The 26,058-nt window shown below is 59.3% G+C and carries 21 protein-coding genes; 10 read left to right on the top strand and 11 right to left on the bottom strand.

Annotated features, from left to right (window positions below; all coding sequences use genetic code 11):
- Window positions 1–6: 6 nt before the first annotated feature.
- Window positions 7–1,296 carry a glycosyltransferase gene (locus QNI81_RS02195; RefSeq protein WP_283967216.1) on the bottom strand — a complete coding sequence of 430 codons (1,290 nt, stop codon included), beginning with the start codon at window positions 1,294–1,296 and terminating at the stop codon, window positions 7–9.
- Window positions 1,297–1,786: 490 nt separating this feature from the next.
- Here QNI81_RS02195 and QNI81_RS02190 point away from each other — a divergent pair, with 490 nt between their 5' ends.
- Window positions 1,787–4,000 carry an NADP-dependent isocitrate dehydrogenase gene (locus tag QNI81_RS02190; RefSeq protein ID WP_283967215.1) on the top strand — a complete coding sequence of 738 codons (2,214 nt, stop codon included), beginning with the start codon at window positions 1,787–1,789 and terminating at the stop codon, window positions 3,998–4,000.
- A gap of 207 nt (window positions 4,001–4,207) precedes the next feature.
- Complete coding sequence (locus QNI81_RS02185) at window positions 4,208–5,977, top strand: methyl-accepting chemotaxis protein (RefSeq protein WP_283967214.1); 1,770 nt, start codon at window positions 4,208–4,210, stop codon at window positions 5,975–5,977.
- 100 nt (window positions 5,978–6,077) lie between these two features.
- Here QNI81_RS02185 and QNI81_RS02180 read toward each other — a convergent pair whose 3' ends face one another.
- Complete coding sequence (locus QNI81_RS02180) at window positions 6,078–6,857, bottom strand: 23S rRNA (adenine(2030)-N(6))-methyltransferase RlmJ (RefSeq protein WP_283967213.1); 780 nt, start codon at window positions 6,855–6,857, stop codon at window positions 6,078–6,080.
- 120 nt (window positions 6,858–6,977) lie between these two features.
- Here QNI81_RS02180 and QNI81_RS02175 point away from each other — a divergent pair, with 120 nt between their 5' ends.
- The 6 genes from QNI81_RS02175 to rodA all read left to right on the top strand — a co-directional run bounded on the left by QNI81_RS02175 (window position 6,978) and on the right by rodA (window position 13,579).
- Complete coding sequence (locus QNI81_RS02175; protein ID WP_283967212.1) at window positions 6,978–7,730, top strand: hypothetical protein; 753 nt, start codon at window positions 6,978–6,980, stop codon at window positions 7,728–7,730.
- A gap of 186 nt (window positions 7,731–7,916) precedes the next feature.
- Window positions 7,917–8,963 carry a rod shape-determining protein gene (locus tag QNI81_RS02170; protein WP_005623148.1) on the top strand — a complete coding sequence of 349 codons (1,047 nt, stop codon included), beginning with the start codon at window positions 7,917–7,919 and terminating at the stop codon, window positions 8,961–8,963.
- Window positions 8,964–9,020: 57 nt separating this feature from the next.
- Complete coding sequence (gene mreC, locus QNI81_RS02165; protein ID WP_283967211.1) at window positions 9,021–9,968, top strand: rod shape-determining protein MreC; 948 nt, start codon at window positions 9,021–9,023, stop codon at window positions 9,966–9,968.
- A complete protein-coding gene (locus QNI81_RS02160; RefSeq protein WP_009176149.1) occupies window positions 9,961–10,500 on the top strand; it encodes a hypothetical protein in 540 nt (179 codons plus the stop codon). Before mreC ends, QNI81_RS02160 begins: the two co-directional genes overlap by 8 nt.
- Window positions 10,497–12,443, top strand: coding sequence for a penicillin-binding protein 2 (gene mrdA / locus QNI81_RS02155; protein ID WP_005623156.1), 1,947 nt, complete (start codon window positions 10,497–10,499; stop codon window positions 12,441–12,443). Before QNI81_RS02160 ends, mrdA begins: the two co-directional genes overlap by 4 nt.
- A complete protein-coding gene (gene rodA / locus QNI81_RS02150; protein WP_005623158.1) occupies window positions 12,440–13,579 on the top strand; it encodes a rod shape-determining protein RodA in 1,140 nt (379 codons plus the stop codon). The genes mrdA and rodA overlap by 4 nt, the downstream gene beginning before the upstream one ends.
- On the opposite strand, the gene QNI81_RS02145 is transcribed toward rodA, so the two are convergent.
- Complete coding sequence (locus QNI81_RS02145) at window positions 13,576–14,424, bottom strand: LysR family transcriptional regulator (RefSeq protein WP_283967210.1); 849 nt, start codon at window positions 14,422–14,424, stop codon at window positions 13,576–13,578. The two genes, rodA and QNI81_RS02145, sit on opposite strands and share 4 nt — an antisense overlap.
- Window positions 14,425–14,523: 99 nt before the next feature.
- Here QNI81_RS02145 and QNI81_RS02140 point away from each other — a divergent pair, with 99 nt between their 5' ends.
- Entirely contained in the window at window positions 14,524–14,934 is a 411-nt protein-coding gene (locus QNI81_RS02140; protein WP_005623164.1) for a VOC family protein, read from the top strand.
- Window positions 14,931–15,857, top strand: coding sequence for a 2-hydroxyacid dehydrogenase (locus QNI81_RS02135; protein ID WP_283967209.1), 927 nt, complete (start codon window positions 14,931–14,933; stop codon window positions 15,855–15,857). Before QNI81_RS02140 ends, QNI81_RS02135 begins: the two co-directional genes overlap by 4 nt.
- An 80-nt stretch (window positions 15,858–15,937) precedes the next feature.
- On the opposite strand, the gene QNI81_RS02130 is transcribed toward QNI81_RS02135, so the two are convergent.
- The 8 genes from QNI81_RS02130 to coaBC all read right to left on the bottom strand — a co-directional run bounded on the left by QNI81_RS02130 (window position 15,938) and on the right by coaBC (window position 25,966).
- Window positions 15,938–17,953: a M3 family metallopeptidase gene (locus QNI81_RS02130; protein WP_283967208.1), complete on the bottom strand. Its 2,016-nt coding sequence runs from the start codon at window positions 17,951–17,953 to the stop codon at window positions 15,938–15,940.
- Window positions 17,954–18,051: 98 nt separating this feature from the next.
- Window positions 18,052–18,858, bottom strand: a complete 807-nt coding sequence (locus QNI81_RS02125) for an amino acid ABC transporter permease (RefSeq protein WP_009176468.1) — start codon at window positions 18,856–18,858, stop codon at window positions 18,052–18,054.
- A 74-nt stretch (window positions 18,859–18,932) separates the two neighbouring features.
- On the bottom strand, window positions 18,933–19,724 hold the full coding sequence (locus tag QNI81_RS02120) for a transporter substrate-binding domain-containing protein (RefSeq protein ID WP_283967207.1): 792 nt from the start codon (window positions 19,722–19,724) through the stop codon (window positions 18,933–18,935).
- A 2-nt stretch (window positions 19,725–19,726) separates the two neighbouring features.
- Window positions 19,727–20,803, bottom strand: a complete 1,077-nt coding sequence (locus tag QNI81_RS02115) for a HesA/MoeB/ThiF family protein (protein ID WP_283967206.1) — start codon at window positions 20,801–20,803, stop codon at window positions 19,727–19,729.
- Entirely contained in the window at window positions 20,800–21,291 is a 492-nt protein-coding gene (gene dut / locus QNI81_RS02110) for a dUTP diphosphatase (protein WP_065324781.1), read from the bottom strand. Before dut ends, QNI81_RS02115 begins: the two co-directional genes overlap by 4 nt.
- A 144-nt stretch (window positions 21,292–21,435) precedes the next feature.
- Entirely contained in the window at window positions 21,436–23,946 is a 2,511-nt protein-coding gene (locus QNI81_RS02105) for a CheR family methyltransferase (RefSeq protein WP_283967205.1), read from the bottom strand.
- A 195-nt stretch (window positions 23,947–24,141) separates the two neighbouring features.
- Entirely contained in the window at window positions 24,142–24,516 is a 375-nt protein-coding gene (locus QNI81_RS02100) for a hypothetical protein (protein WP_009176474.1), read from the bottom strand.
- A 238-nt stretch (window positions 24,517–24,754) separates the two neighbouring features.
- Window positions 24,755–25,966 carry a bifunctional phosphopantothenoylcysteine decarboxylase/phosphopantothenate--cysteine ligase CoaBC gene (gene coaBC, locus QNI81_RS02095; protein ID WP_283967204.1) on the bottom strand — a complete coding sequence of 404 codons (1,212 nt, stop codon included), beginning with the start codon at window positions 25,964–25,966 and terminating at the stop codon, window positions 24,755–24,757.
- Between the last annotated feature and the right edge of the window lie 92 nt (window positions 25,967–26,058).

Raw genomic sequence — 26,058 nt, 5'->3', positions numbered from 1 at the left:
CCCCCCTCACCCTTCGGCGGCCACCCGCAAAGCACGCCCTCCGGGCCCACGGCCCGATGTGCGCGACGTCGGGGCCAGATAGCGCCGGATCAGCATACAGCGGTGCGCAAACACTTTTTCATCCGTAAACGGCGCAGCCTCCATATGGGCACGGCGCATCAACATCGCCAAGGTTTCACGCTCATCGCTCAGCACAGCGAGCGTTTGTGCCAATCGTTCGGTATCTCCCTGCGGCACCAGAAGTCCCCCACCGCTACCGGCAATAAGATCCCGCGCATAAGCGCCCTCGTAGCCCACAATCGGCGTGGCACTGGTAAGTGCCTCGATCAGGCAGCGCGGTGACTCGGCGGTTTTATGGCAAAACAGGAAAACATCGGCGCGCTGCAGACGCGCACGCACATCTGCATGATTTTCGACGAACCCCGGAAAACGCACCTGATCGCACAGGCCCGCACGCCGGATACGGTTGCGCATCATTGGCAAGCAGCTGCCATCACCAAGCCATTCCGCCTCGAAGGGCACGTTAAGCACAGAGAGGCGTTCCAGCACGGAGATCCAATCGGCGGGGCCTTTCATGCCTTCGGCACGGCCCGCATAGACGATTCGCAGCGGCCTCTGGCGAAGTTCGCTGAGTTTGACCTGCAGCGCCTGATCGCTGATGTGATCCGCCCCGGCAATATGGATGTCGTGCACCAACTGCGGATTACGGCTGAAACCGGCGTAGGCGTCATAAGTCTCTTTGCCGTGAAACAGGCCCAGATCGGCACGTGAAATCAGCGTGCGCTCCAGCCACGCCATGGGGCGACGATAAAGGCGCGATTTCAGGCGCTGTTTCCAATCACCCCATTCGCGGGATCTGAGCAGAACGTCGGATTCGACACGATCCGTCCAGATGGCAAAGCGTTTGCGCAAACGCAGCGCTTCCAGCGCACAGACTGCCCCCCAATCACCAAACAACCCGCCAATGGCAAAACTCAGATAATCGGCCTCCGCCACAAGCGCCTTCAGACGGCGGCGTTCGCGTGGCCATACGCGCAAGAAATGCTGCGGGCTAAAGGCCGAAGGCACGGTCTCCACCCGCACGTCCGGCAATTCGCTCAACGCCTCCGCGAGTGGCATCCAGCCCTTTGGCACATCAGCATTTTTTTCCGGCATGACAACAGTAACTCGGGCGAAATGACGCGACCAGAGGCGCAGGCCGTTCACTGCCTGCCGCTCGACATAAAGCGCGTCTGCGTCCCGGTAGACCGGAACCGGCGCGTATATAAACAGATGGCCTGCCGCCGCTGTCCGCATAGTTTCATTCTCCGTTGCGCTGAGAGAGGAGACGGTCGCCTCACTCACCACGGCACCCTGCCGTTCATCTGGATCGAGGCAGCCCGGGGGCGCGGTTCAGTGCCCCCCGCATTCCGTACCGCGCCCGCTCCGGTGTCAGGGCATTAACCATCACGCCCCTTAAGCCATGTTAACCATGCACACGCAGCGATACTCAAACCAACGACAGAATAGCCGAAACGCGCAAATGGACAGGGGGAACCTTCGCAGGGATAGCTCATATCCTGAAAGGTTAGAGTTAAGTTCTATCCGTCGCTGCGCAACAATCCCGCGAACTCGCATGGAGACAATTGCCTTGTGCCGCCTCGTGGTCTAGGAGAGGCGTGTGAACATCATGCCTGCCCGGCGCTGGCTTTATGCCGCTGACCGGACGGACAACAGGTGACGCGACGAACGCGCACCGATTTGACGACGAACAACAGCTTCCGAATTCGCAGAAAGGTTGTGAAACATGGCAGAAAATTCAACGCCGGACATTTTGTATACCATTGTAGACGAAGCGCCCGAGCTGGCCTCGGCATCCTTCCTGCCGATCATCCGCAAGTTCGCGGATGCTGCCGGTGTCAGCGTCGGCACCAAGGACATTTCTCTGGCGGCCCGCATCATCGCGACGTTCCCTGAGAACCTGACCGACGACCAGCGTCAGAGCGATGATCTCGCCGCACTGGGCGAGCTGGTAAAGACCGCTGACGCCAACGTCATCAAACTGCCGAACATCTCCGCCTCCGTACCGCAGCTGGTTGCCGCGGTCGAGGAACTGCAGGCGCAAGGCTACAAGCTGCCCGACTACCCTTACGAGCCGTCCACCGACGCGGAAAAGGAAATCCGGGCGCGGTATGACAGCATCAAAGGCTCTGCCGTGAACCCGGTGCTGCGCGAAGGCAACTCTGACCGCCGCGCCGCCAAGGCCGTAAAGAACTACGCGCAGAACAACCCGCATTCCATGGGTTCATGGGCCTCCGACAGCAAAACCAAAGTCTCGTCGATGCCGGGCAATGATTTCTATGCAAACGAAAAATCCGCCACCATCTCCGCCGCTCAGGCGGGCGACGCAAAGATCGAATTTGTCGCCAAGGACGGTTCTGTCACCGTGCTGAAGGACGCATGGCCGCTGACCGAGGGCACCGTGGCCGACGCGACCTTCATGTCCGTCAAGGCGCTGTCGAGCTTCCTTGAGGGTGCGATTGAAGACACCAAATCCGATGGCACCATGTTCTCGCTGCATATGAAGGCCACCATGATGAAGGTCTCCGACCCGATCATCTTTGGTTACGCGGTGAAGGCCTGGCTGAAGCCGGTGTTCGACAAATACGGCGCGGAACTGAAGGCGCTGGGCGTCAATGCAAACTCCGGCATGGGCGACCTGCTGGAGCGCGTGAAAGGCAATGCCGAGATCACCGCAGCCATTGAGGCCGTGCGCGCCGAGCGTCCCGAAATGTACATGGTCGACAGCGACAAGGGCATCACCAACCTGCATGTGCCCTCCGACGTGATCATCGACGCCTCCATGCCGGCTGTGATCCGCGCAGGCGGCAAGGGCTGGGATTCCCAAGGCAACAAGGGCGACGTGAACTGCGTCATCCCCGACAACTGCTATGCCACCGTCTATGACGAGACCATCAACTACTTCAAAGCCAATGGCGCGCTGGACGTGACCAAGGCGGGCTCTGTCGCCAACGTCGGCCTGATGGCACAAAAGGCCGAGGAATACGGCTCCCACCCGACCACGTTTGAGGCACCCGCAGACGGGGTGATCCGCGTGGTTCTGGCCAATGGCGAAACGCTGCATTCCCATGACGTTGAGGCCGGCGACATCTGGCGTGCATGCACCGTGAAGAAAGCACCCATTGAGAACTGGATTCAACTGGCGCTGGACCGTCAGCGTCTGACCGGGTCGGAGGCGATCTTCTGGCTCGATGCCAACCGCGCCCATGACGCCGAGCTGATCAAATACGTGACGCCCGCACTAGAAGCGGCAGGTGTTGCGGATAAGTTCCTGATCCTCGCTCCGCGCGAAGCAACCCGTCAGTCGCTGGAAACCATCACCGCAGGCAAGGATAGCATCGCCATCACCGGCAACGTGCTGCGCGACTACCTGACCGACCTGTTCCCGATTCTGGAGCTGGGCACCTCGGCCAAGATGCTGTCGATCGTGAAACTGATGAACGGTGGCGGCCTGTTTGAAACCGGCGCTGGCGGTTCTGCGCCGAAGCACGTGCAGCAGCTGGTTGAGGAAAACCACCTGCGCTGGGACTCCATGGGTGAGTTCTGTGCCCTTGGTGAGAGCTTGAACTTCCTTGCCGATGTAAAAGGCAACAAGAAAGCGGGCGTGCTGGGCGCAGCCGCCGAGGTTGCAACCCAAGGCATCCTCGACAACAACAAGTCGCCAGACCGCAAAGTCGGCCAGCCCGACAACCGCGACAGCCACTACTGGTTTGCCCGCTACTGGGCAGAAGCGCTCGCAGCCCAGACCGAAGACGCAGAACTGGCAGAATACTTCACCCCCATCGCCGGAGCGCTTGCAGCCAGCGAAGGTGCAATCCTGTCGGAACTGGCAGCCGCACAAGGCGTGCCTGCCGATATCGGTGGCTACTACCACCCGTCTGTTGAGAAAAAGGCTGCAGTCATGCGCCCCTCTGCAACGCTCAATGACATCATCGGTTAAGCCGACTGAACGATAAGACCTTGCAACGCCCGGCCCTGTCCGGGCGTTGTTTTTTAGGGCCAGCGCCATCTGTGGCGCGCGACAGTTTTGAATTGCATTTTGTGAATACCTGCTGACCGCCTTTGTATCAGACCCCTTCTGTAAAGTCGGCGTTAGTATTTTTGGCGCAAGAATGGAGCCAATCGAAAACACGCAAGGCCTACCACCATGCCCGCCGCATTTTACGGATTATCCTATAGGATCTACGCCCTCGTGGCGCTTGCGCTCATCGCAGCCGCAAGCCTGACCTTCTTCACCCTCAACCGCGCATCTGATGCCGCATATGACCTTCGCGCAGAAGAACTGCGTCATATCACCGATGTCGGGCGCAGCCAGATTGAGGCCTATAACAACCGCGTAGAAGCCGGTGAAATCACGCTTGAAGAGGCCAAGGCCGCCGTCAGCCAGATTCTGAATGACCTGCGGTTTGGTGACAACGGCTATATCTACGCCTTTGACAGCGACATCGTCTATTCCGTCCACCCTTTTCGCCCGCAGTGGGTTGGCGGGGAAAGCCAGCGCAATCTGAAAGACGTGCATGGCAACAAAATCTTTGAGGCGATTCTCGGTAATTTGGATGAGAACGGGCAGTCCGTCTCCACCATCTACTTTGAGAACCCCGCGACCAAAGAGGTAGAACCCAAACTGACCTATGCGCAGTATTACGAACCTTGGGATTGGTATCTGGGGACCGGCGCTTACGTGAATGACATTGAGGCTGATATTGCTCAGATGCGCATGCGTGCTTTGGTTGGGTTGGGCGTCGCATTGGCGGTGCTGATCGGCGTTTCGCTTCTGATCATTCGCAGCATGCTGCCACCGCTGAATGCGCTCAAGGGGCGTATGGCGACGATGGCCGATGGCGATCTCGACTCTGATGTGCCGGGCCTCACGGACCGCAGTGAAATCGGCCAAATGGCCCATGCGGTTGCCAATTTCCGCGACGGGCTGCAGATGCAGGCCGCACTGGAAGCAGAAGCGCACATCAAGGATGAGGAACGCCAACGCGTCGTGGCCATCCTCAGCCAACGTCTGGCGAAATTCGCCCAAGGTGATCTGACCGTGCGCGTTGATGACGCCATGCCGGAAGAGTTCCGGCAGGTGGCAGAAGACTTCAACGCGACTGTGACGCAGATTTCCGATTTGATGCGCAAGCTGATGGTCGGCGTGGAGCGCATCGAGAGCGAAAGCGAAGCGCTCGACAGCTCTTCGCGAGAACTGGGCATGCGGACAGAAACGCAGGCCGCTTCGCTGGAGGAAACCTCCGCCGCCCTCACAGAGCTTTCGGCATCGGTTAAAAACTCTGCCGAGGAAAGCCGCGCCGCCTCTGAGCGCGTTCAACAAGCCAGCGACCGCACGGAGCGTGGTGCGCAGGTGGTCCGTCGCACCATTGATGCGATGCGCGGAATTGAGGAAAGCTCAGCCAAAATCTCCAGCATCACCTCGCTCATTGACGACATCGCATTCCAGACCAGCCTTCTGGCCCTAAACGCCGGGGTCGAGGCTGCCCGCGCTGGCGAAGCGGGTCGTGGGTTTGCGGTCGTCGCCGGAGAGGTCCGTGCCCTGGCCGGCAAATCATCGGATGCGGCGCGTGAAATCGCAGAACTGATCACCAACGCCAGCCGCGAGGTCGAAACCGGCGTCGCTCTGGCACGTGATTCCGGCACCGCGCTGGACGAGATCAACGAGCATATCTCGGCGATCAATGAAACAGTCAGCGCTCTTGCAGAGGCCGCGCGCGAGCAATCCACCGGCCTGTCTGAAATCACCTCCGCTGCGGACCAGCTGGATCAAGTCACCCAGCAGAACGCGGCAATGTTTGAGGAAACATCGGCGGCAACCCAACGCCTGCGGGATGAAGCCAATACTCTGGCGCAAAACGCTCGCCAGTTTCAGGTGGAGAAAGACGACACACACGCATTGCGCCGCGCGTCGTAAACACCGCTCGCACAAGCATACGCAATCCATTAACCGTCCGCGTTCAGACGCGGGCGGTTTTCTTATATAATTTAGGGCGTTAGCTGAAATTCTCGCGCGCTCAAAGGCGTGCGAATTTCGCGTCTAGACGCGCAGCTTCCTGTGCCAACCCAAAGGGCGCGTTGACCACGAACATCCCCGACCCCACCATCCGGTGTCCTTCACGCGCAGGCGGGAACCGCACCTCATGGCGCAGCGCATCCGGCAGGCCCTGCCCTTCAAGCGTTGCAAGCATCGACTTATGGCTCCCATCGCTCAGCAGCGGATACCAAAGCGCAATAACGCCTACGTTCCATTTGCGATGCAGTTTCGCGATGATACCGGGAATGCGCGTGTAATCGGTTTTGATCTCGTAACTCGGGTCTATCAGCACCAGCCCTCGGCGCGGTTCTGGCGGGGCCAGCGATTGCGCCATTTCAAACCCATCCTGCACATGGACTTTCGCGCCGCTACCGCGCATCGCGTCTCGGAGTGCCGCAGCTTCTTGCGGGTGAAGCTCTGCCAGATGCAGCTTATCGATGGGGCGCAACAATTCTGCCGCGATCTGAGGAGACCCCGGATAGCTGGTTGCGCCATGCACCGCCCGCACACGATCCAACGCCCGTGCGTAAGGATGATCGGGCGCAAACCAGTCCCGCGCGATGTCGATACCCTGTGCCGCCTCACCGGTCTTTTGCGCCTCGGCAGACGCCAGATCATAGAGCGCCCGCCCCGCGTGGGTTTCCAGATAGCTCAATGGCTTATCCTTGCGGGTCATGTAGTCCAGCATCCACGCCAACAGCGCGTGTTTTTGAACATCGGCGAGATTACCCGCGTGATAGATATGTTGATAGGACAGCATGCTCCTCCCTTAGCTGCAATGCAGGCGTTGCGAAAGGGGCAGCGCTCACGCGCCCTAAACCAAATCTCAACCACATTGCGGCACAGTGAGAGGAGAAATTACCCGCAGAAGCAGGTCCATATGCCCCTCAGAACGAGCCTCACATCCGGCGTTTTCATTGCGCTTACGCTGATCTTTTCCAGCTGGACCAGCGCCCTTCATGCCAATTCTGCGGGGTTTTCTCTGGTTGGAGATGGCGGTTTCTTTATGCGGACCTCTGCCCCATCTGCACGCGACGTGGTGCTCAATGATGATGCAACCGGGCGCGGCGCTGTGTCGATGAATCCGGGTGCAGCCAGCCTGTTTCGAGGCCGCAGCAGCGGCAGCCTCTTTGCGCGTGCGGCCGTGGCGGTGGGCATCGATGTCGCGGAAATCATGAACGTCATCGCAAGTGCTGAGGCCGGCAAGGCCGATTATGACGCCGTCCAACATGGCGCGAAAATCAAGCCTCCGGCGGACCCGACAGACATGACATTGCTGGAAATCTACACTTGGATTGACGCCACCCCCGGGCAACCACATGCCATCGGGCGCTATCAGTTCATCCCCGCCACACTGCGCCGTCTTGTCAAACACCAAGGCGTCCCGCTTGGCCGCAAGTTCAACAAAGATCTGCAGGATCAACTGGCACACCAGCTGATCGAAGAGGCGGGGCTGTCTCAGTTCAAAGCCGGTGACATGACCCAGACCACATTCATGAACAACCTCGCCAAGATCTGGGCAGGGCTCCCAACCTCCAATGGGAAATCCTACTATCACAACTACGCAGGCAACCGCGCCACCGTCAGCTGGGACAGCTATAAGGCCCGCATGGATGCTATCTTTTCGAGCTAGGGCGACGCCTTGATGTGATTCCTCCACCTTTGAGGACGCAATTGGCCCGTTTCACAAGCGAAAAGACGCTAGGTGAGCCCAATACTCCCTTTTACGGCAGGCCCGCCATGCTTATAAGGTCAAAGTCTGCGGCCCGACGAAAGAGTCGCGGCCCAGCAATTGCAGTACTTACAGGATCCCTTTTACATGGCGCTCTTCGGAAATCTCGGCGGTCTGTTCACCTCGGACATGGCCATTGACCTCGGTACTGCAAACACGCTGGTTTACGTCAAAGGCCGCGGCATCATCCTATCAGAGCCCTCTGTGGTCGCCTATCACGTCAAAGATGGCGTGAAAAAAGTGCTCGCGGTCGGTGAGGACGCCAAGCTGATGCTCGGTCGGACCCCCGGCTCCATCGAGGCGATCCGCCCGATGCGCGAAGGGGTGATCGCGGACTTTGATACTGCCGAAGAAATGATCAAGCACTTTATTCGGAAGGTGCATAGACGCTCCACATTCTCCAAGCCGAAGGTCATCGTCTGCGTCCCGCATGGCGCAACCCCGGTGGAAAAACGCGCGATCCGCTCGTCAGTGCTGGCCGCCGGTGCGCGCCGCGCAGGGCTGATCGCAGAGCCGATTGCGGCTGCCATCGGCGCTGGCATGCCTATCACGGACCCAACCGGCAACATGGTTGTCGACATCGGCGGCGGCACCACAGAGGTGGCTGTTTTGTCCTTGGGCGACATCGTTTACGCGCGCTCCGTGCGCGTGGGAGGCGACCGTATGGATGAGGCGATCATCTCCTACCTGCGCCGCCAGCAGAACTTGTTGATCGGTGAGGCCACGGCCGAACGCATCAAGACTTCCATTGGCACCGCCCGCATGCCCGACGATGGCCGCGGCCAGTCGATGCAGATCCGCGGCCGGGACCTGCTGAACGGGGTGCCGAAGGAAATCGAGATTTCGCAGGCGCAGGTCGCCGAAGCTCTGGCCGAACCGGTGCAGCAAATCTGCGAGGCGGTGATGACCGCACTGGAAACCACACCGCCAGATCTGGCAGCGGACATCGTGGACCGGGGCGTCATGCTGACCGGTGGTGGTGCGCTCTTGGGTGACCTGGATCTGGCGCTGCGCGAACAAACTGGTCTTGCGGTCTCGATCGCGGATGAGAGCCTGAATTGTGTGGCACTGGGTACCGGCAAGGCGCTTGAGTACGAAAAGCAGCTGCGCCACGCGATCGACTACGACAGCTAACGCCCCCGCCCTGATCGGGCATGCCCTTGGTTTTGATTGACTTCTGGAAGGAGAGCCTTGGCCAAAGACCGGTCACAGCGCGAAGATTACGCCGGTCCGCTCAAGCGATTGCTTGTCGGGATTTTGGTGCTTGTGCTGGCGGTGATTTTTCTGGTCTGGCGGATCGACAGCCCGCGCGTCGAACGGTTTCGCGCACAGGTGGTGGATGCCGTGGTGCCCAATATGCAATGGGCAATGGCACCGGTCACTGGCGCAATCAACCTCGTACGTGACTTTCAGAGCTACCAGCGTCTGTCGGAACAAAACCGGGAATTGCGGTCTGAGTTGCGCCAGATGCGCGCGTGGAAAGAGGCCGCGCTGCAGTTGGAGCAGGAAAACGCGCGCTTGCTGGATCTGAACAATGTGCGTCTTGATCCGCAGCTTACCTATGTGACGGGCGTGGTACTCGCCGACTCAGGCTCCCCCTTTCGCCAGTCCGTGCTTTTGAATGTGGGCGCGCGTGATGGCATCCAAGACGGCTGGGCCGCAATGGATGGGATCGGGCTGGTCGGTCGGATTTCTGGCACCGGGCTTGATACCGCGCGGGTGATCCTATTGACGGATGCAGCCAGTGCCGTGCCTGCGACGCTACAGCCTTCGGGGCAATCCGCATTGGTAAGCGGCGACAACACCGCAGCACCTTTGCTGAACTTTGTCGAAAACCCTGAATTGGTGCGCCCCGGCGACCGAGTCGTGACCTCGGGCGACGGAAAAGTCTTTCCACCGGATCTTTTGATCGGTCAGGTCGCACAAGACCGCGCCGGGCGCCTGCGGGTACGTTTGTCTGCAGATTATGAGCGACTTGAGTTCCTGCGGGTGCTGCGTCATCAGGGCAGTACGCCGATCACCGATCCCGGTGCCCTGATCGCACCCGTCCCCGAAGACATGATCCCGCTGCCGCGCCCCGATGGGTTTCTTGAGGGCGCAACGCCCACCGAGACACCGGAAGAGGCTGACAATGGCTAAGACCTCTCCGGCTGCGATCTGGCTCATGCGCGCGATCTTTGCCGGGTTGGCGCTTCTGATCATGTTCTTCCACCTGCTGCCGCTCGACACCATCCCCCGACGCTGGAGCCCGCCGGATTTCCTGCTGGCGATGGCGCTGGCATGGTCATCGCGGCGGCCAGATTTTGTGCCGCCGCTCCTGATCGCGATGGTGATGCTGCTGGCCGATCTTTTGTTCCAGCGCCCACCCGGACTCTGGGCGCTCTTGGTGCTATTGGCCTGCGAATTCCTGAAATCGCGCTTGTCGACGCATCGCGAAACGCCATTTTTAGGTGAGTGGGTCGCGGTCAGCATTGTCATGATTGCCATCGCTTTGCTCAACCGGATGATCCTTGGCATTCTGGCCGTGGATCAGGCGCATATTGCACTGATTCTGGTGCAGGTCATTATGACCATTGCCGCTTATCCGCTTGTGGTTCTGATAAGCCAGAGCCTGTTTGGAGTGCGCCGTCTGTCGGCAGCGGATGCAGAAACCCTTGGAGCGCGCCTGTGAAACGCAATCAGAAAGATCAGGACCACAGCCACCGCATGCTGACCCGGCGCACCTTGGTGCTGGGTGGTTTGCAGCTTGGGTTTACCGGTGCCTTGGCAATGCGGATGCGGTTCTTGCAAGTCGATCAGGCCGACCAGTTCCGACTGCTTGCAGAAGAGAACCGCATCAACATCCGCCTGCTCGCGCCCAGCCGTGGCGAGATCTATGATCGCAATGGCAATATCATCGCGCAAAACTCGCCGTCATATCGGATTGTGCTGGTCCCCGAGGACGCAGGTGATGTGGAGCAGGTGATTGCCAATCTGACCCGTCTGCTCCCGCTCGATGAAGAAGATCTGGAGCGCGCGCGCACGGAAATGCGCCGCTCGCGACCATTCCTGCCGATCACGCTGGCAGACCAGATTTCGTGGGACGATATCTCCAAGGTTGCGGTGAATGCCCCTGCCCTGCCCGGCATCACGCCAGAAGTCGGCCTGTCGCGTGTCTACCCGCAAGGCTCTGATTTTGCGCATGTTGTGGGCTACGTCGGCCCGGTCTCGGACTATGATCTGTCAAAGATGGAAAACCCAGATCCCGTCCTGCTGACCCCGCGTTTTCAATTCGGCAAAGTGGGTTTTGAATCCAAACAAGAAGAAACCCTGCGCGGCAAAGCAGGCATCAAACGGGTTGAGGTCAATGCCGCAGGCCGCGTGATGCGCGAACTCGACCGGCGCGAAGGTGAAGCAGGCGCAGATATGCAGCTGACACTGGATGCAGATCTGCAAAGCTATGTGCAGGCCCGTCTTGGCACCGAAAGCGCGGCCGCCGTGATCATAGACGTGGAAAATGGCGATCTGCGTGCGATCTGTTCGAGCCCCAGTTTTGATCCTAACCTGTTCGTGCGCGGAATATCAGTTGCCGATTACCGCGCGCTCACCGAAGACCCCTATCGCCCGCTGGCCAACAAAACGGTTCAAGGCACCTACCCGCCCGGATCGACCTTTAAAATGGTCACCGCCCTTGCGGGTTTGGAAGCTGGCGTCATCACGCCTGAGGAAACAACCTGGTGCCCCGGCTATCTGGAGGTCTCCGGTCGGCGGTTCCACTGCTGGAAACGTGCGGGGCATGGGCATGTTAACCTGCTGGACTCGCTCAAGAGTTCCTGTGACGTCTATTACTACGACCTTGCCATCAAGGTTGGCATCGATCGGATTTCAGAGATGGCAAACCGGCTTGGTCTGGGCATCCGCCATGATATCCCGATGTCTGCGGTGGCCGCAGGTCTGGCCCCGAACCGCGAATGGAAATCGCGCACCTACGGTCAGGACTGGCTGGTGGGCGACACCGTGAATGCCTCCATCGGACAGGGCTATATGCTGGCCTCTCCCATGCAGTTGGCGGTGATGACAGCGCGCCTTGCGTCGGGCCGCGAAGTCTCCCCGAGATTGGTCAAATCCATCAATGGGGTCGAACAACCCTCCGGCGCCGGTGAGCCGATCGGGCTCAATGAAAACCACCTCAACCATGTGCGCAAATCCATGTATGCGGTCAGCAACGACCGACGCGGCACGGGCTACCGCTCGCGCATTATCGGGGACGGGATGCGCATGGCCGGGAAGTCCGGCACCAGCCAAGTGAGGAACATCACCGCCGCGGAACGCGCATCGGGGGTTATCCGAAATCAGGATTTGCCATGGGAGCGCCGCGACCACGCGCTCTATGTGTGTTACGCCCCCTATGACAAACCGAAATACGCGGTCGCCGTTGTGGTTGAACATGGCGGTGGCGGCTCTTCTGTTGCGGCCCCTGTTGCGCGCGATGTGCTGTTGCAGGCGCTTTATGGTGGCACCCCGCCGCTGGAGGCTTATCCGGCTGGTGACCGGCGCAAGATCGAAGCACAGCAAGAGCGTCTTGAACGCGAGATGCGCCAGCGCACCGAGAGCGGCGGGAGTGATCGCGCATGAGCTATCTTGAGTATCACGCGAAATCGACCCCAACCGGGCTGCGCAAGATCCTCTTTCTGAACTGGCCGCTGGTGCTGTTGCTGTCTGCGGCTGCTGGTGTTGGCTTCTTGATGCTGTATTCTGTGGCGGGTGGTTCTTTCACGCCATGGGTCGAACCGCAGGCCAAGCGTTTTCTGCTCGGGCTGGGCGTCATGCTGGTGGTGGCAATGGTGCCCATCTGGTTTTGGCGCAATATCTCGGTGGTGGCCTATCTTTTGGCCTTGGTGCTTTTGGTAGCGGTGGAGTTCTTCGGCTCTGTCGGCATGGGGGCGCAACGCTGGGTCGACATTGGACCCATTCGGCTACAGCCTTCAGAGTTGATGAAAATCACCCTCGTGATGGTGCTTGCCGCCTATTACGACTGGCTTCCGGCAAACCGCACATCGCGGCCCCTGTTTGTATTGCTGCCACTGTTTTTGATCCTCGCACCGACTTTTCTGGTCCTCAAGCAACCCGATCTTGGCACCTCCATTCTCTTGCTGGCGGCAGGGGGTGGCGTGATGTTTCTGGCAGGTGTGCACTGGGCTTATTTTGCAGCGGTGTTTGCCGCAGCAGGGGGGCTTGTGGCGGCCGTATTTCAAAGCCGGGGCACCGATTGGCAACTGCTAAAGGACTATCAGTATCGCCGGATCGACACCTTCCTTGATCCGTCCCAAGACCCTCTGGGTGCGGGGTATCACATCACCCAATCCAAAATTGCCCTAGGGTCCGGCGGCTGGTCAGGGCGCGGGTTCATGCAAGGCACCCAATCGCGGCTGAACTTTCTGCCGGAAAAGCAGACCGATTTTATCTTCACCACGCTCGCCGAGGAATTCGGGTTTGTGGGCGGTGTGATGCTGCTGTCGATCTATGTGATGATCATTGTCTTTTGTGTCTCCACCGCAATCTCGGCCAAGGACCGTTTTTCGTCGCTGGTCACACTTGGGATCGCGCTGAACTTCTTTTTATTCTTTGCAGTCAATATGTCGATGGTGATGGGGCTTGCACCCGTTGTGGGCGTACCATTGCCACTGGTCTCTTATGGCGGGTCGGCGATGTTGGTGCTTTTGGCAGCCTTTGGCATCGTGCAGAGCGCAAACGTCCACCGCCCGCGCTAACGATCAAGACGCCCGCCTCCGATCCCGTCCCGCACAAGAGCGAGCAAGGGGCTGTCCAAATCCCGCAAGCGATGCACCAAACCTATGGTGCGATGCACATCTGGCCATGGTGCGAACTGCGCCTTGGGCGCGTGCCGCGACAGACCGCGCCATCTTGGCAGCAGCGCCTGGCCCACCCCGTCCTCCACCATCTGGGCAATGGTCTCCAACGCATCCATCTCAACCAGAACCGCAGGATCATGAACACGCGCGTTGAGCGCGGACCAACACACCGCCCCTCCCCACGCATCGCGTGAATAGACCAGATAGGGCAGCTTGTCTGAGGGTCCCTGCACGGGGCTAAGTAAGCCAATCGGCTCATTAAGAAGTGGCTGAAACCGCAATGATTTCGGTAACGCCATAGGCGGTTCTACCACCACAGCCACATCGATTTCTTCCGCCTCCAACAGCGCAAGCAATCCAGACGAGGTCCCCGGAACCAAACGCAAATCCACCTCAGGCGCAGTGGCACGCAGATGCCGCAACAGAGGTGCCGCCCAATCTCCCAACGCGGTAGAAATCGCCCCGACGCGCACGGTGCCTGCCATCCCATGCCCTCGCAGGTCAGCACGCAGATCCCCTTCCAACCGCATGAATTCCCGCAGTCGCGGCAACAAACGGCTGCAGGCATGGGTAGGCCGCACCATGCGCCCCTCACGCCGCAGCAGCGCAATCCCGAGATCACCCTCCAACGCAGCAACCCGTTGCGACAGCGCTGAGGCCGTCACGCCAGCACGTCGCGCCGCAGCGGCAATGGAACCTTCGTCGACAATGGCCAACAGGCTGGCAACAAATCGCGTGTCCACAGTTTTCCTTACGATTGAACCTTCAAAAACAAGCTAGCATGTTAAGCTCTCGAAGCGCTATGCAGAACTCAAATGCAATGCAACCGCAGGAGACGCTGAATGAGCATCTTTCACCTCGCCTATCACGTCGACGATCTGGACGCCGCGCGCAGCTTCTATGCAGAGACACTGGGCTGCCGCGCTGGACGCAGCACCGACAGCTGGATCGATTTCGATTTCTTCGGCCACCAAATATCGCTCCACAAGGGCACACCCTTTGAAACCGCCAAAACCGGCCGGGTTGGCGAACACCTCGTCCCGATGCCGCATCTCGGGGTGATCCTCCCTCAGGATCAATGGGAACGCCTCGCCGAACGTCTGCACGAAGCTGGCGTGGAGTTTGAGATCCCCCCGACCACCCGATTTAAGGGCGAGCCGGGCGAACAAAGCACGATGTTCTTCTATGATCCTGCCGGCAACCCCATCGAAGTCAAAGGTTTTGCAGATATGGACGGGGTCTTCGCCACATGATCAACGCCCTGTTTGCCGCCCGTCCCGAACGCTGGGAGACCTATGAGGCCCCGCTCAAAGCCGCATTTGTCGCCAATGGGCTGAAGGTCGATCTGCGTCAGGATTTTGCGCCCGAAGACGTCGACTACATCGTCTATGCACCAAATTCGGGCGTGCAGGATTTTCGCCCCTTCACGCGCTGCAAAGCGGTTTTGAACCTCTGGGCGGGCGTTGAGAAGATCACCGGCAATGAAACTCTGACCCGGCCCCTGTGTCGGATGGTTGATCTGGGCCTCACCCAATCCATGGTCGAATGGGTCACCGGCCACGTGCTGCGCTACCATCTGGAAATCGACCGGTCCGTCGCATTGCAAGACCGCTGGCTTCCCTATGTGCCACCATTGGCAGAGGAACGCCCGGTGACCATCCTCGGCCTCGGCGCGTTGGGTCAAGCCTGCGCCAAGGCGCTGACTCAGCTGGGCTTTCCGGTATCGGGATGGTCGCGCACCGCTAAGGACCTGCCGGATGTGACCTGCCACCACGGCTCTGATGGTCTCAAGCCTGCGCTGGCAGACGCGCAGATCGTGGTGCTGCTTTTGCCAGACACCCCGCAAACAGAAAACATCCTGAACGCACAGAGCCTCGGGTTTCTCCCCCAAGGCGCGCGCCTGATCAATCCGGGGCGTGGGCCGCTGATCGATGACACGGCTCTGCTGGCTGCGCTGGACAGCGGGCAGATCGACCATGCGACGCTGGATGTCTTCCGGGTGGAGCCCCTGCCCCACGACCATCCCTACTGGGCACATCCGCGCGTCACGGTCACACCGCATATTGCCGCCGAAACCCGGCCCCTCACCGCATCGCGCGTGATTGCAGAAAACATCCGTCGCGGCGAGGCAGGCGAGGACTTTGTGCATGTGGTAGATCGCGAGCGCGGCTACTAATAAAGAAGGGCGCCGCATCGCGCCCCTCTTCATCTTTTCCAAAATACCTCCGCCGGAGGCCGCGCCCCCGCAGGGGGCGCTTACGTCGCTGCCAGCCCGCGTCCTTTCAAAAGCGCCTCAACGCCGGGCAACCGTCCCCGGAACGCCGTATAGAGATCCGCCGCATCCTCTGACCCACCTTTGGAGAGGATATGCGCCTCCAGCGCCTTGGCACGTTCGGGGTCAAACGCGCCGCCGGCCTCCTCAAAGGAGGCAAAGGCATCCGCGTCCATCACCTCGGACCACATGTAGCTGTAATAGCCCGAGGAATAGCCATCGCCCGAAAACACATGCGCAAACTGCGGCGTCGCGTGGCGCATGACAATGGCTGAGGGCATGCCAATCTCCGCCAGAACTTCGGCCTGTTTTGCCATCGGATCAGCGGGGGCGGCACCATCGTGGAACTCCAGATCCACCAATGCCGAAGCGACATATTCCACGGTCTGAAAGCCCATGTTGAACGTCGCCGCTCCCAACACCTTATCGAGCATTGCCTTTGGCATCGGCTCGCCAGTTTCCGCGTGGGTGGCAAACTCTTGCAGCACCTCGGGCACTTCGAGCCAATGCTCATAAAGCTGGCTCGGCAGTTCCACAAAATCACGCGCCACGGAGGTGCCGGAGACACTCTCGTAGGTCACATCCGACAGCATCTGGTGCAGCGCGTGGCCGAACTCGTGAAACAGCGTGCGCGCATCGTCATAGGACAACAGCGCCGGGTCCCCTTTGGCGAAATTGCAGACATTGACCACGATGGGCGTCTGCGCCTCGGGGAACGTCGCCTGCGCCCGCATCGCCGAACACCACGCGCCCGAGCGTTTGGAGCCACGGGCAAAATAATCGCCGATGAACACCGCCAGATGCTTGCCGTTCCGGGTCACCTCCCACGCGCGGCAATCCTTGTGATAAAGCGGCACATCAAGCGGTGCGAACTCCAGCCCGAACAGGCGATTGGCACAGGCAAAGGCCGCCTCGATCATCCGGTCAAGCTGCAAGTAGGGTTTCAGCTCTGCCTCATCGAGGTCATGTTCGATCTTGCGGCGTTTCTCTGCGTAATAGTGCCAGTCCCACGGCTCCAGATCGCCGTTGATGCCATCTTCATGCATCATCTGCGTCAGCACCTCGGCGTCCTTGTCGGCCTGCGCCTTGGCCGGCCCCCAGACATCCATCAAAAGACCGCGCACGGCCTCTGGCGTCTTGGCCATTTCGGTTTCCAGCTTGTAGGCGGCGAAATTCTTATACCCCAGCAGCTTGGCGCGCTCTTCGCGCAGGGTCAGGATTTCAGCGGCAATTGCGCGGTTGTCGTGGTCACCGCCATTCGCGCCACGCGCCGCCCAGGCGCGGAACGCTTTTTCGCGCAGATCCCGTCGGGGCGAAAATTGCAGGAAGGGCGTCACGATCGAACGCGCGAGCGTAATCACCGGACCGGACGCGCCTTTTTCCTCACCCGCCGTGCGCGCCGCTTTGACCACAAATTCGGGCAGGCCTTCGAGGTCTCCCTCCGTCAGCTCCATGTACCACGCCCGCTCATCCGCAAGCAGGTTCTGGGTGAAATTGGTCCCAAGTGTTGCCAAGCGCGATTTGATCTCCTGCATGCGCGTATCTTCCGCACCTTGAAGCGCCGCACCGCCACGCACAAACCCACGATGCGTGAGCATCAGCACACGGGCCTGCTCATCCGTCAGGTCAAGGTCATCGCGCTGCTCCCAGACCGCCTGCACCCGGCCATAGAGCGCCTTGTTGGCGGTGATCGCCGAAAAATGCGCGGCGAGCTTGGGCGAAAACTCCCGCTGCAGTGCCTCACGCGCCGGGTTACTGTCCGCACCGGCGACCGAGAAAAACACCGACAGCACCTGCTCAAGCGGCTGACAGGGGGTCTCCAGTGCCTCCACCACATTGGCAAATGTGGGCGGCTCGGGATTGGTTGCGATGGCCTCAATCTGCGCCTGATGGGCAGCAAGGGCCTGATCGAGCGCGGGGGCAAAATCATCGTCAGAAATCTGATCGAAGGGCGCAATCCCAAAGGGTGTTTGCCAGTCGCGCAGCAGCGGATTTGTCATGTGAGGTCTCCTTTGGGTCGACGCTAGCGCCTTCCCCTCCGACCTGCAATCTGTCCGCAGCACTTCGGTTTTCTACGCCGCCAAAACGGCCTGACGTGCTATCGCTGATCCTGCTTGTTGCGCAGATGGCGCTCTAGGGCGCGCAGGCCTAGCGACAGGGAAATGGTCATCGCCAAATAGATCAGCGCCACCATGTTGTAGGTCTCGAAATAGCGGAAATTGCTGGCCGCCGTGACCTTGCCCAGCTGGGTGATGTCAAGAACACCGAGCACGGACACCAGCGAGGAATCCTTGACCAGCGCCACAAAATCATTGCCAAGCGGCGGCAGGATCGTGCGGATCGCCTGCGGAAATACAATGAACCGGAACCGCTGCCAGCAGTTGAGACCCAGCGCCTTTGCAGCCTCGACCTGACCTTCGGGTACCGATTGCAGGCCCGCGCGAAACACCTCAGCGATAAAGGCGGAATAGGCGATCATCAGCGCCACAATAGCGCGCCACAACAGCGGGAAGTTTCGCGTGCGGATCTCTTCCAGCCCGATGAAACTGCCCAGCCAGTTGCGCAGATCCACCAGGGCCGGTGCCAGCACAAAGGCCACATAAAGCAACAGCACGATGATCGGCACGCCGCGCACCACTTCGACGTAGAACCGGCAAATCTGACGCAGCACAAGCCAGCGTGAATCTGCGCCCAGCGCCAGCGCCATACCCAGAACTGAGGCCGAAAAGAAGCTCACAACCGTCACAAAGACGGTGATCCCCACACCACGCCAGAGCGTGTTCATGATCTGGGCGTAGACATCGCTGCGCGCAACCTCAATGCCCAGATAGAGCGCCGTCAGCCCGACGGCCACCAGCCACCACGGGAAATCTTCTTTGTCTTCGCGCTTGTGGCGATTGGTCATGTGCTTGCCCTGTCACGACAAACCCCGGCCTACTGTCTGGCCGGGGCGGTATTAAAATTCAAAAAGAGAGGCTCTTATTGGCCCATCTTGTAGTCGAGGAACCATTTCTTGTTGAGCGCATCAAGCGTGCCGTCCGCTTTCATTTCTGCCAGCGCCGCATTCACGGGTTCGACCAGATCGCTGCCTTTGGGGAAAATAAAACCGAAATCTTCGGTGCCGAGCGGTTCACCCACGATTTTGAACGCCCCATCAGAGGCGGCGACCACCCCGGCAGCAGCAGTGCTGTCCGAGAGCGCCAGATCAACATCACCAGCGCGCAAGGCCTGCAGCGAGGCGCCGAAAGTCTCAAACAACTTGATACGCGGATTGGCCTCATCGCCATCCAACACATCATAGACGGTCACATAAAAGGGCGTGGTGCCGGGCTGGGCCGCGGCCAGCAGGTCCTCGTCGGCTGCAAAACTCGCAGCATCGGCGAACCGATCCTCATCACCTGCCACGATCATACGCATCTGCGAGGTCAGGTAACTGTCGGAAAAATCCACCTTTTCCTTACGGTCGTCGCGAATGGTGATGCCATTCATGGCGATGTCGTATTGGCTCGCGGTGATCGCCGGGATCATCGCATCCCAGCTGGTGTTTTCATAGACCACGGTCATGTTCAGCCGCTGAGCGATCTCAGCGACGGCGTCATATTCCCAGCCGATGGCCTCACCGCTGTTTGGGTCAATGAACTGCAACGGCGGATAGGTGTTTTCGGTCGCGAATACGACCTCACGCCCCTCAAGATCCGGCAGATCAGCGGCAAAAGCGCCAGTGGCAAAGATCGCCGTCGCAAGGGCGCTCAGGGCAAGGGTGCGGGTCATAATCAGTTTTCTCCTGTCGGGGCCGGGTTGCCATTATGGGGTCCACAAATCGGACAATCGGCACGCGCTTTCAGCGCTATCCGGCGGGTTTCACCATAGAGACCATCATAGATCAACATCTGTGAGCGCAAGACCTCTCCGGCGCCAGTGATCTGTTTCACGGCCTCCACAGCCATCATTGCGCCCAATACGCCGGGCAAAGGTCCAATCACGCCTGCTTCGGCGCAGCTCGGTGCGAGACCTTCTGCGGGGCTTTCAGGGAAGACGCATTGATAGCAAGGGCCACCTATGACAGGATCAAAGACGGAAATCTGACCCTCCCATTGCGACAGCGCGCCCGAAATCAGCGGTTTTTTCTGAGCAACCGCCGTGCGGTTGGCGAGATATCTGGTGGCGAAATTGTCTGTCCCGTCGAGGATCAGATCATAGTCAGCAAAAAGTTCCGCCGCCAGTTCGTCGCTGAGGCGGCGATGATAGGGACGCACCTCAACAAAGGGGTTCTGCGCCTCCATCGCAGCCTGCGCGGAAAAGACCTTTGGCATACCGATGTCTTGGTCGCGATGAATAATCTGTCGCTGCAGATTGGCGTTTTCCACCACATCGTCGTCGATCACCCCGATGGTGCCGACACCCGCTGCCGCGAGATACTGAAGCGCCGGTGCGCCCAGCCCCCCGGCTCCGATCACCAGAACCTTTGCATCCTTCAGACGTTTTTGCCCCAGACCGCCCACTTCGCGCAGCACAATATGGCGCGCATAACGGTCCAGTTCTACATCACGAAAAGGAGCCTCGGATTTGTCCGTCTCCGGGGTGTTGTCATTGGCTTCGACACGTTGGCGCAGGCGCTTCAACACCGCAGTATAAAGCGCCACGATAACACCAACCCCACCCAAGATCAGCCACAGACTGGCAGAACCGCCGGTCGCTTCACGCAGCGGACTGCCCTCAGGCAAGGTGAGCTGAATAAGCAAGACCGCCACATAAAGCAGCGCCAGCAGCGCCATGCGCATTGGGCGGGAGAAACCGACCAGACGACCGCCCCACCAGATCAGCCCAGCAAGCCCGAGGACCAGAATCATACCGGCTTGGCTCCGGCACCGGTGGAACCAAAGCCCCCGGCCCCACGCTCGGTGCTGTCAGAGAAGTCTTCAACCTCATTCAAGGTTGCACGCAGAACTGGCACAAACATCAGCTGCGCGATGCGTTCGCCCGGCTCAATACGGATGGCATCGGTGCCCGGTGGGTTCCGGTTCCATGCGCTGATAAACACTTGTCCGGTGTAGTCGGCGTCAATCAACCCGACGTTATTGCCCATCACCAGACCCTTCTTGTGACCAAGACCCGAACGCGGCATCACAAGGGCTGCGCAGGCATTGTCGCCCATGTAAAACGCTAGCCCAGACGGGATCAGAACAGCGGGCGCTTGTGCGGCGATCTCCATTGGGGCGTCGATACAGGCAAAGAGATCAATCGCCGCAGAGCCTTCGGTCTGATAGCTGGGCATTCCCCAGTCCCGAATACGCGGGTCGATGATTTTCACTTCTACCGCAAAGGGCGCTGCAGTCATGGGGCTATCCTTCTTACGCTTGCGTCATATGGGCCTGTCTCGCCCACCTGTGCGCAGCGTTTATGCCCCGGAACGGCAGGCAATTGCCACATGGTTCTTAAAGCTGCCGCACATCCTCGCACGCGACAGCTTTCACGCGCGACCTCAGACGATAGTAACGGCGACACCAATCAGTTCTCGGCCGTCCTTTTGGCGGAACGGCGTAAAGGTCATCTCGTGGTTTTCCCCACCAAATTCAGCGTTTTCGACCAGCGGTGCGCTGGAGCGAAACACCTGCGAAATCCGGGATGTCAGATCTGGCAGCCCCTCCACCGGCGCACATTGGCTGATGTGAATGCCGGATTTTGGCAACGAATCCAGTTCAAACATGGTCATGGCCTGCCTTGATGCATGCCGAACCTGCAACGCCTGATCCACCACGATCATGACAAAGGGATTGGCGCGCAACACAGCGGTCAATTCCGCACTCACATGCTGGATTTCGGTTGAGTTGACCTGAATTTCCTCGTTGACGGTGATCAGTTCCTCGTTGGTGGACTGCAATTCCTCATTCGAGGTCTCAAGCTCCTCGTTGGTGGATTGCAATTCCTCATTCGCAGCCTGCATTTCCTCGTTGACGGACTGCAGTTCCTCATTTGCGGTCTGTAACTCTTCGATGGTTTGCTGCAACGCTTCGCGGGTCGAAATCACCTCATCCTCTATCTGACGGATGTAGCGGTCCTGCTCTTGCGGGTCGAGATGTTCGGGGCTTGCGGTTTGCTCTTCCTTGATCCGGGTCTCCACCGCGATCAGCACGACGCTGGCCCCATCGCCGTCACCATCACTGGGCGCGGCAATCGGATAGCAGGTCAGGCGCACCTGTTCATGATCGGACCGAGGCAACGGGTGCCATTGCCCACTGCGCACACCACGAGACCGCAGCGCGACGTTGATGAGGCTAGAGGCTTCGCTGCGCAGGGACGGAATCAGGATCTTCAGATCGACTTGCAGCCCCGAGCTTTCCGTAAGCGCCGTCACATAAGAAATATCGCCAATAATCCGCAGGATCGCCCCCGTCGAACTCGCAAGGAACCCGTTGGGTGCAAGCACCCGGATCAGGCTATCAAACTGGCGGGTCGAGCCGTGATGCCGGTTCTTATCCGACAAGAAACGAACCGAAGTCTGCTCTTGCGCAGGGCGCGGAGAAGTCTCTTCCAGAAAAGACTGCAACGCCGGTTTGCGCGTCATTGCACGCTTGCGGTAAATCCGGTCGGAGGGGGTGGTGGGCTCAAAGATGTTTTCCATCGACCCCACGGTCTCGGCGGCGCCCAAAAACAACAGACCATCTGGAACCAGAGCATATCCAACCCGCGCCAGCACCTTATCCTGAAGGGTGCCATTGAAATAGATCAACAGGTTGCGCAGGCTGATGCAGTCAAGATTGGTAAACGGCGGATCCTGAATGACATTGTGGCGTGAAAACAGAACAAATGCCCGCAGCGCCTTTTTGACCTCAATGGTTTCGGTACGCTCAACAAAGTAGCGATCCACCAGTTCGTCCGGGATGTCGCTGACCGCAGAGATCGGATACTCCCCCCGCCGCGCCACATCCAATGCCTGCTGGTCGATATCGGTGGCAAACACCTGCAGGCGGCGTTGCGCCACTTTTTCCAGCCCCCCCATCGCCTCCAAAAAGAGGATTGCAACCGAATAGGCCTCTTCACCGGTGGCGCAGCCCGACACCCAGACGCGCACGGTGCGCTGGTCAGAAGCGTCCATTTTCGAGACCATAGCCTCGATATTGGACTTGAGGGCCTCAAACTGCTGCGGGTCGCGAAAGAACCGCGTCACCGAAATCATCAGATCTTTGTAGAGCGCATCGACCTCCGCCAGATCACGGCGGCAGAAATCCACATAGGCGTTATATTCGGAAAAACCCAATGCAAGCATGCGCCGCGCGATACGGCGATTGATGGTGGAGGCCTTATACTCCCGAAAATCCACCCCGGTGCGCGCCGTCAGGATCTGAAACAAGTCAGAGAGTTTGTGCGGTTTGTGGTGCAATTCCTGCAGTTCGGTAAAATCACGCGGACGCGAGAGAATCTTGCCCAGATGTTCGCCAATTTCGCTCGGCAAGAGCGTGAGATCGACGCATCCGGTTTGCAGGGCCGACGACGGCATGCCGGAATATTTGGAACTGTCTGGATCCTGCGCAATGGTGATCCCACCCACCTCACGAATGGCACGCACCCCGTAGCTGCCATCGCTGCCAGTACCCGACAGGACAATGGCGGCACAGTTTTCGCCGTATTCCTCCGCCATGGTTTTAAACAGACGGTCGGCCAGCGGTTTGGGACGTCCACGCTGGGCATCTGGTTCCCGCAATCCCAGCTTGCCCCCTTTGGCGATCACCACATCCTGACCGGGCATCACCACATAGATGGTATTCACCTCCGGCCAGATGTCCTCTTCGGCGGTCAGTTCCTTCACTGGCAGCCGGGTTTCGCGCGCGATCAATGCGCTCAGCATGCTTTTATGTGTCGGGGACATGTGCTGGGCAATGACATAAGAGGCCGAATTCTGCTCTCCCAACTCCTGCACCAGCTCTGAAAGAGCCTCCAAACCGCCAGCCGAGGCGGCAATGCCGACCATAAAGGGAATAGTGTGATCGCTCATTTGCGGGTCCTCATGGACGAAACCTTGTTTTCTAGCCTGTCGTGCGCAAGCCTTGAAAAGGCCTCGGTATTTCTCGGGCGCTACAATAACAACTTTGGAAAAATTACGACTGCCACTTCTCAACCACGCTAGCACGCTGGGTGGCGAGTGAAAATCATTTGTGGTTCAAAAATCTACCTCAAAGAGCTCAATGCGTCAGCGCACTGCTTCTTGCATCAGGAGCGCCGCGGCCGCATCGCGGATCATCTCTTCGCTGGCGGGTTTTTGAACTACCAAGCCCCGTTGCGGTTGGATGGAGAGCGGCTCAAGACCTTCTGCATCCGCCATCAGCAAAGTGGGAATTCTCTTGGCGTTGGCCAGTGCCACAGCACGTTCGCACACGCCCGTCCGAAGCCGAAGCCCTAAGAAGCAAATGTGAAAATCACGCTCACGCATCATCTGGCAGGCATCAACCTCACTGAGCGACAGATGCGGCAGACCAATGCGGTACATGCGTATCATGTTACACAATAGCTGGCCGAGCAGTATGTCATCTTCCAACACTAGAATGTCACGATCTGCCAGTGCCATCAGTTTGCGCCCCAAATGGGGGTCAGCCCGCTTGGGTAGAGGGATTTAACTTTGCTGCTCATCACCTGCGAAACCTCCGATATGATCTTTTCTGATCATCTGGAGGTTGTTTTACCTCTTAATCGCTTAATTCCCTATCGCTCGAGCGTAAAAAGCGAAGGCACAAGTTTCACGCACAAACCATGCCTAAAGGGTATATCCGGCAATTCCGATTGAAGGCTTTGCAATTTTAATGTTGTCAATTCCCCGAGATTGGCGAGGACAGCGCATTGCAGATTTTTTCGGCCAGACGCGCTGCCACCTGCTCTTTTGGCATCCGCGGCCAATGCTGCGCCCCATCAGCAGTGATCAGAACCACTGCATTTTCCGCCCCCCCCATGATTCCCGTCGCAGGAGATACATCATTGGCGACGATCCAATCGCAGCCTTTACGAAGCCTTTTTGCCGTGGCGTGCTCCACCACATCGTTGGTTTCCGCTGCAAATCCAACCACCAGACCGGGCCGCCCTTCGGCACGGGTCGAGACATCGCGCAGGATGTCTGGGTTTTCGGCAAATTCCAGACGCGGCATCCCGTCCTTGGTTTTCTTGAGCTTGCGATCCGACGCAGATGCCACGCGCCAATCCGCTACCGCAGCGGCAAAAACGCCCGCATCCGCAGGCAATGCCGCATCCACAGCGGCCTGCATCTCACGCGCGGTTTCGACAGGCACCACCTGGACCCCCTCAGGAGGGCGCACCGTTGCCGGGCCCGTGATAAACACCACTTCCGCACCCAATGCCTGCAGAGCACGGGCCACCGCTGTCCCTTGCGCCCCAGAGGATCGGTTGGCGATGTAGCGCACTGGATCAATCGGCTCATGGGTCGGGCCGGATGTGACGATAATACGCTTCCCCTTAAGCGGCCCGGCCTGAAGCTGCGCAGCGATGGTGCGGACGATTTCATCCGGCTCCGCAAGCCTGCCGGGGCCGTATTCACCACAGGCCATGCCCCCGTCATTGGGGCCGACAACCTGAACCCCATCGGCCCGGAGCTGCGCCAGATTGCGTTGGGTTGCCGGATGCTCCCACATGCGCACATTCATTGCAGGCGCCAGCAGCACCGGCGTGTCGGTCGCCAGCAGCAGCGTCGAGGCCAGATCGTTCGCATGCCCCTGTGCCATCTTTGCCATCAGATCCGCAGTCGCCGGGGCCACCACCAATAGATCCGCGCTGCGCGACAGTTGGATGTGCCCCATCTCCGCTTCTGCAGTCAGGTCAAACAGATCCCGGTGCACCGCAGACCCCGCAAGCGCCGAGACCGACAAAGGTGTTACAAACTCCTCGCCAGCGCGGGTCAGAACAGGCGTCACACGCGCGCCCTGTTCTTGCAGCCGCCGGATCAACTCCAGCGATTTATAGGCCGCGATCCCGCCGCCAATAATCAGCAGAATGTGTTTTCCTGACAGCATGATACGCCCTCGGTGTTTGGATTTTCCGGGCAAAACAAACGCCCTCGCCCACCCTAGTTAATCGGATGTGCAAGGGCAAACACTGCCTCACA

Source organism: Tritonibacter sp. AK171 (assembly GCF_030127025.1).
GTDB lineage: Bacteria > Pseudomonadota > Alphaproteobacteria > Rhodobacterales > Rhodobacteraceae > Epibacterium > Epibacterium mobile.
The sequence above is the reverse complement of the archived record's forward strand: the minus strand, read 5'-3'. Positions and strand labels throughout refer to the sequence as shown.